The 6,656-nt window shown below is 42.4% G+C and carries 7 protein-coding genes; 4 read left to right on the top strand and 3 right to left on the bottom strand.

The window, feature by feature from the left end; genetic code table 11:
- Window positions 1–743 (bottom strand): ABC transporter ATP-binding protein (locus tag AB7U21_RS07725; RefSeq protein ID WP_428388096.1); only part of this gene is annotated, 743 nt, incomplete at its 3' end.
- 233 nt (window positions 744–976) lie between these two features.
- Here AB7U21_RS07725 and AB7U21_RS07720 point away from each other — a divergent pair.
- From AB7U21_RS07720 to AB7U21_RS07705, 4 genes are all read left to right on the top strand, one after another.
- Window positions 977–1,828 carry an energy-coupling factor ABC transporter ATP-binding protein gene (locus AB7U21_RS07720; protein ID WP_428388094.1) on the top strand — a complete coding sequence of 284 codons (852 nt, stop codon included), beginning with the start codon at window positions 977–979 and terminating at the stop codon, window positions 1,826–1,828.
- A complete protein-coding gene (gene cbiQ / locus AB7U21_RS07715; protein ID WP_428388092.1) occupies window positions 1,825–2,652 on the top strand; it encodes a cobalt ECF transporter T component CbiQ in 828 nt (275 codons plus the stop codon). Before AB7U21_RS07720 ends, cbiQ begins: the two co-directional genes overlap by 4 nt.
- 317 nt (window positions 2,653–2,969) lie before the next feature.
- Complete coding sequence (locus tag AB7U21_RS07710; protein WP_428388090.1) at window positions 2,970–4,031, top strand: N-acetyltransferase family protein; 1,062 nt, start codon at window positions 2,970–2,972, stop codon at window positions 4,029–4,031.
- A 319-nt stretch (window positions 4,032–4,350) separates the two neighbouring features.
- The gene (locus AB7U21_RS07705) at window positions 4,351–5,475 is read left to right on the top strand and encodes a hypothetical protein (protein ID WP_428388088.1); all 1,125 of its coding nucleotides are present in this window, start codon (window positions 4,351–4,353) and stop codon (window positions 5,473–5,475) included.
- Window positions 5,476–5,697: 222 nt separating this feature from the next.
- On the opposite strand, the gene AB7U21_RS07700 is transcribed toward AB7U21_RS07705, so the two are convergent.
- Together AB7U21_RS07700 and cbiM are read right to left on the bottom strand one after the other, a co-directional pair.
- Window positions 5,698–6,015 (bottom strand): PDGLE domain-containing protein, encoded by a 318-nt coding sequence (locus tag AB7U21_RS07700; RefSeq protein ID WP_333788366.1) that lies wholly within the window; start codon window positions 6,013–6,015, stop codon window positions 5,698–5,700.
- Window positions 6,012–6,656: cobalt transporter CbiM (gene cbiM, locus AB7U21_RS07695; RefSeq protein ID WP_428388086.1), on the bottom strand; the 645-nt coding region annotated here is incomplete at its 5' end. The genes cbiM and AB7U21_RS07700, both read right to left, overlap by 4 nt.

The raw sequence follows: 6,656 nt of genomic DNA, 5'->3' as shown, positions 1-6,656 counted from the left end.
GAAGAGGTCAGAATTTGCTCTTTTGGTCCATCCATGAAGATCCTGCCATCTCTGAACAGGATCACCCTTTCTATTTCCGGAATTATGTCCTGAAGATTGTGTGTCACAAGGATTATGCTTTTTCCAGCACCGGCAATTCTGCGTATCAGTTCCCTGAACTTGTGAAGACTGTGCAGATCAAGACTATTGGCAGGCTCGTCCAGCACCAGTGCAAGAGGATCATGCACCAGCGCTCTTGCGATAAGGATCCTCCTTGCCTCGCCTGTGGACATATGAGAGATGGTTTGGTTTCGAAGATGAGATATCTCCAGAAGATCCATTACTGCCTGGACTATGCACTTCATCTCATAGGTTACATGATGGTTAGTGTAAATACCGATACTGCTAAAGAAACCCGATAATACTGCCTCATAGCCACAAATATCCCGGGTATACTCCTGCTGCAGGTCACCTGAAACTATACCCAGCAAGCTTTGAAGATCGAAAACATCCCACCTTTCTTCCCCCATGATGCGGCATACAAGACCAGAAGAAGTAGCCAGTGGCCGGTATTCTCTGGTGATGGTCTTGATGAGAGAAGATTTCCCAGAGCCATTGGGACCAATAATAGCAACGTTCTCACCTACATCTATCTGGAGGGAAAGAGAATCAAGGATCCTTCGCCCATCACGAGCAACGGTGACATTCCTGAAATCGATCAAAGGCTGTTGGCCGTTTCCTGAACGAATGGATATATCCTGCATGATATCGCATATCTAAGGGAACTCTTGTATAAAAACAATACCCGTTCATGGATTTTCATATAGAGCCTGGTTCTTTTCACTTACCACCATATATAAATATGTAGCATATTATTGCATATCGATCACGCTTAAAGTAATAAGATAGCATATATTCCTCATACTATAGCGGTCATTTCTGAAATGGAACAATAGAACAAAACGAGTCACATGCAGGAAACATTAAAAAAGGCAACATGAGATCCACTACACCTATCATAGAGCTCAGGGGTCTGTCCTATTCCTACGGAAATAGCAAGATAGAGGCACTTAAGGATATAAACCTGAAAATATACGCCGGAGAAAAAGTGGCCTTCCTGGGAGCCAACGGTGCTGGAAAATCCACATTGTTCAAGCACCTGAACGGTATCCTCAAACCAAACTTAGGAGAGGTGCTTGTCCATGAAGAGCCCATATCGAAAAAGAACATCTCGAAGGTGCGCCAGACAGTGGGGATCGTCTTCCAGAACCCTGATGATCAGATCCTTGCGCCCACCGTGGAGCAGGACGTCGCATTTGGTCCTGTGAACATGGGCCTGTCCGAAAAAGAAGTTGATTCGAGGGTCAAGGAGGCCTTGGAACTTGTGAATATGGCGGGACTGGAAGACAGGTCCCCGCACCATCTTAGCGGAGGGCAGAAAAAACGTGTTGCTATCGCCGGTATCCTGGCTATGCGGCCAGAGGTCATAGTGCTGGACGAACCTACGGCCGGACTTGATCCCAGGGGAGTTGAAAACATAATGGCTGTCATTGAGAAGATGAACCGTGACCTGGGAATAACGATAATACTGTCAACTCACGATGTTGACATGGTACCGCTTTTTGCTGACAGGGTCTTTCTGATGCACCACGGCAGGATAGAAGCGCAGGGTACTACAAAAGAAATATTCAAACAACCGGGACTGCTGGAACATGTGCATCTGAGAATGCCCAGGATAGCCGGAGTGTTCGAACTGCTCAGGGCTGAAGGTCTTGATGTGGAAACAAAGGTCACAGCTGTGGATGCCAGGGATGAGATATTGAGGCTGTTGAACGCGCCCAGGGAATGAGAGAAGGCAATCAAATGGAGATAACGCTTACAGATATTGAAAAAGAAGCGTATAAGGATAGTCCGGTGCATCGCCTTGACGGTCGTGTAAAACTCCTTGCAGTGATCATAATAATACTATTTACTGTAAGCCTGCCCCGGGTACACGACGAGAACCTGACACGTCTGGCCTTTGTGGAATTGTATCTCATTGCTCTAATGACCTTGGCAAAATTGAATCCTGTGTATGTGATCGTCCGCTTCCTTGCAGTGCTGCCCTTCGGACTGGGGATGATCGTGATCCAGCCTTTTGTGAGACAGCCTTTCTTTGATTCTTTTACAGAATATCCCCTTGATCTGCCACTGGGGCTTACAATTACCTACGAAGGTCTGGCCTTTGGCGTAACACTGCTGGCAAAGTTCATTGTATGTGTAAGTGCCATAATACTGCTTTCTTCCACTACGAAGATGCACGATATCGTGGGAGCCGCAAGACAACTGGGCATTCCAAAAGAGATCGCATTGCTGCTTACCATGATGGTAAGGTATCTGTTCTTGTTCTGGAGCGTGCTCAAACGTATCCGTACGGCTCAGAAATGCCGTTTGTTCAATGCCTGGAATAAAAAGGTCCATCGCAGGTGGATACTGGAACAGATCGGATATACCATCAGCTCGATCTTTATAATGGCCTATGAACAGGGAGAAAGGACATATATAAGTATGCTGTGCAGAGGATATGGACAGAACGGGAATATCCAGATACATAACAGATCTCTGAAGATGTCAGATGTGCTCTTTTCAATTACCACGCTCTCAATACTGATCGCATCCTATTTTGTCGGATAGGACAAAATTTGGGATAAGAAAAGAAAAAAGAGCTCTGTTAAAATCTCTGACCTTCAAGTGGTAAACCTGGATACACATGTTGGTTTTAATTGAGATTTTACTGAGCAATTTTGATAACTAAGTATTTTATGGAGAGAAAATATTTCATAGATAATAAATATAAATTGTTTGAAGTAGCCGAAACATATAAATCTTGAGCTAAAATAATATCTAATGTCTGCGAATTAGAAGCGATTACGCAGAATATTGCAGTAAGAAGGTACTTTCGATCTGAATCGTGTACAACGATTTAAGTTTCGATAGAGTGGGGAGTAAATATGGTTCTTTTTAGACCTTTTGTAGAAGAAGATAATGCTACTTTATTGGAAATAGAAAAATTATGTCCACAGGGAAATGACAAGATCGCAGAAGCTATGGATAAAAGTCCTGATACGATAGCAAGGTATAGGTTGTACGATAACTGGAATGTCTTAGTTGCCGAGGATGAAGGTAAAATTGCAGGCTGGATCGGCTGGACTTTAAAACAAAATTTGGATGACAGCAAGTATGGTTATCTCACAGAAGTTATCGTGCATCCGGATTTCCGGCGAAAAAGAATTGCTACTGAGCTGATAAAAAGAGCTGAGATGAATCTAAAGGAAAATGGAGCTGCTTATACCTATGGCTATATCTTTGAGGCAAATGATGCTTCAAATTCTATGGTTGCAAAAAATGGATATGTAAAGGTTGGAGAGATGCAAATGCAAGCTATCTCTGCATACAAGAAAGCAAACATTTTTTCGGGGACTTCAGTTCGCCTTGCAGAAAGAGGTGATATCCAAAATATTCTGGATCTTATAAATAATTATAATTTAGGAAGAAAGCACTTTGTTCCATACACAACAGAAAGCTTTGAAACCCATATAAATGATATTCCAGGATATGGTATGGATAAGCTCTGGGTAGCACGATCAGGCGATGAAATCCTGGCATGCGCGGGATTATGGGATATATCTACACTAGCTAAAGTGTACTATGCAAAAGAACCCGCCTCTATGAGGTTCCTTGGATCGGTATTCAATTTTTTGAATCGATTCACAGCTATGCCAAAAATTCCTGCAGAAAATGAACTTTTTGTTAACCAGTTCCTGACAGATTATGCATTAACACCTGAAGGTTATAATGCAATGTCAAACTTGATCAAGTATTTGAACAACAACATTGTTGATACTGAAAGTATTGCCATTGTGGCTTTCCTTACTCCGGATGACCCAATGGTACAAGTGACTGAGAAATTCAAACCATTAGCAGAAACATGGAATATTGTAGCAAAGTCTTTAGACTCTCAAGATCTAAGCCTCAAGCCATTATACTTGGATATTAGAGATTTTATCATGTAATTTTATTACATGCTTTTTAGCTACAACCTTCATCATCTGTAAGTAACTAAATAGATTAGATTTTCTATTAAAGATAATATCCAGTGACAGAAAATACTTGGTGAAATTAATAGAAATCTAAAGAAAATACTTGTTCTGAACAAGGATATTGAGAAGCGTCTAATGATGGAGAACGTTTTGAGAATATCCATGCCAACTTTTCGAATAAAAAAGAGCAAGTAATCCTCTTTCTTATTTGACAAATAAGTTATTTATTAAAAGTTTATACAACAAGCGATATATAATATTAAAACAAACATATTATTTATATAAAAACAAGATGGTAGAAATGAAATCAATACAATTAGTAGTAATCCTCCTGATAAGCATAGTTGCGCTTTCGGGGTGTACAGACATAAGTGACTCATATAAGCCTGGAAGTTTCGGAACAACCGAAGACGAAAAACAAATCGTTGAAGCAGTAACTGAAAAATATGGTGATATGACAGCCACAGGTGAACCAAGACTCCTTGAAGTAATGATGACATCATCAACACAGAACTTCATACCTGTGGATAAAGTACTCAAATATTCAAAGGACTCTGACGAATTATATGCATGGTTCATCTACGATAACTTCAATTACGACAAGATAAGTGTAGAATGGACATACCTTGACACCGATTACTCTATCCACACCTTCGAATCAGAAACAGGTGAAGACTTTGGACGTGGAACGTTCATACTCGAAAAACCAGATGATGGCTGGCCACTCGGAAACTACAGAGTGATAATAAGTGGTGCAGGTGTAGAAGAATCAGTGGACTTCGAGATAATAGATGGAGAAACTGTTTCAGTACCCCTTGAACTGCTGGCAGGTGCAGCAACAGGCAGCAATAATGCAGGAACAACAGTAAACTTACCAAATCCTCAGAGCGCAGCTTCATCAAATACAGTAGCTGGATGGTATCTAGTAGAAGTTGAAGACTATGGAGATAAAATACCAAGCACACACAATTACTACACATACGATGTAGACTATGAAAGAGGTAATGTCTGGACCAGTAACACGGGAGATGAAGGCGAAACAGTACAGGTAAGGACAATAAGTGAAGAACCGGATGATTTCTACACCGCTGAAGAAGAGATTGTAATAAATGTCAGAAAAGAAGGATTATTGATAGCACCAGCTAATCTCGGACTTGAAGACACAAGCTACATTTGCATAGATACAGCAGATGTCGCAATAGACAGAGCAACCTCAAGCCACTATTATCTGGCAGATGAAACATATGGAGAATTCTTCAAGATGGGCTGGCACGATTCAACCAATGATGTCAAAGAAGGTACATTCAAGGCAAATGCACCGGAAGAAAATGCATTTGATGGCTCATTCAGAATAACATATATTTACATCAACGGTGGAGTTTACAGAACAAATTACATATACGAATGGAGAGAGTAATTCTTTGCCATTCTCTTTTTTCTTAGGATTTATCTCAACATAAAGTGGGCTCTGTAGAAAAACTGTACCTTAATTGAACCACAAGAGTTCACAGAGCACACAGATAACAATAACTGGCATTAAGTGATTTTCTGTGAACTCCGTGTCCTCTGGGGTTATTGTTGATGCCAGTACATATATGGCTTTTCTACAGAACCGAAAAAAGAAGAAAAATAAGAAACTTCACTTTTTGATGATCTTGCCCAGGCCATAGCTTATGCCCAGCACAAGCAGAGTGCCAACAACAATAGCAGCTACCTCACCGGATTTGCCCATTCCCTCTATACCATAGTCAGGCATCGGGGAGGAGAACACTGATCCTGCTTCTTCCATCTCTGCCAGTTTTTCCTCGCTTACAACCCCTTCTGCAGCACTTTCCAGACCATCAGGATCAGGAGATGCAAGGAAGGGAGCTAGTACAGCGAGTATAAGAGCTATAACTATGCCTGCGTAGAGGAACTTTATGTTGGACCTGCTGCCCACTGCTGTATTGCTGCTCATGCTTTTACACCTCTTGCAAGTGACTTGTTCTCCAGGAGGTCAGGCCTTGAGCTTGCAATTGCCGTAATTGCAACAGCGGTGATGAGACCTTCGCCTATGAGCCCTATGATGAAATGATACGTACCCATGGCAGCCAGCCCTGGCACCAGGGGGAAAGTGCCTGCAAGGTACATCTGTACCGCACATACGAGAGCCGATACCAGCAGACCAAGCCATGCGCCTACGAAAGATGAGATCTGAAGGCTGAGCCTGGACTTCATAAGTGCAGAGAAAGTATAGTAGCCTACGAACCCTGAGATGACACCCATATTGAGGATGTTGGCGCCCATGGTAGTAATGCCACCATCAGCAAACACGAAACCCTGCACCAGCAGTACAAGGGTCAGCACTAGTACGCCAGCCCAGGGACTTGCGAATATGATCGCAACCAATGTGGCTCCTACCATATGGCCACTGGTGCCCATCCCTATAGGGATGTTCAGTGCCTGGATGGCAAATATGCCTGCGGCAAGGGCAGCAAGTATGGGAACTTTCGTGTCGTCCATTTCTTTTCCTGCCCACCTGATGGCCATAAAGATAAAAGGCAGCGCTATTATCCAGTAGATGATCGCCTGAGAGAGAGGTATGAATGAATCAGGTAT

The sequence above is a fragment of the Methanomethylovorans sp. genome (assembly GCF_050177135.1).
Lineage (GTDB): Archaea > Halobacteriota > Methanosarcinia > Methanosarcinales > Methanosarcinaceae > Methanomethylovorans.
The sequence above is the reverse complement of the archived record's forward strand: the minus strand, read 5'-3'. Positions and strand labels throughout refer to the sequence as shown.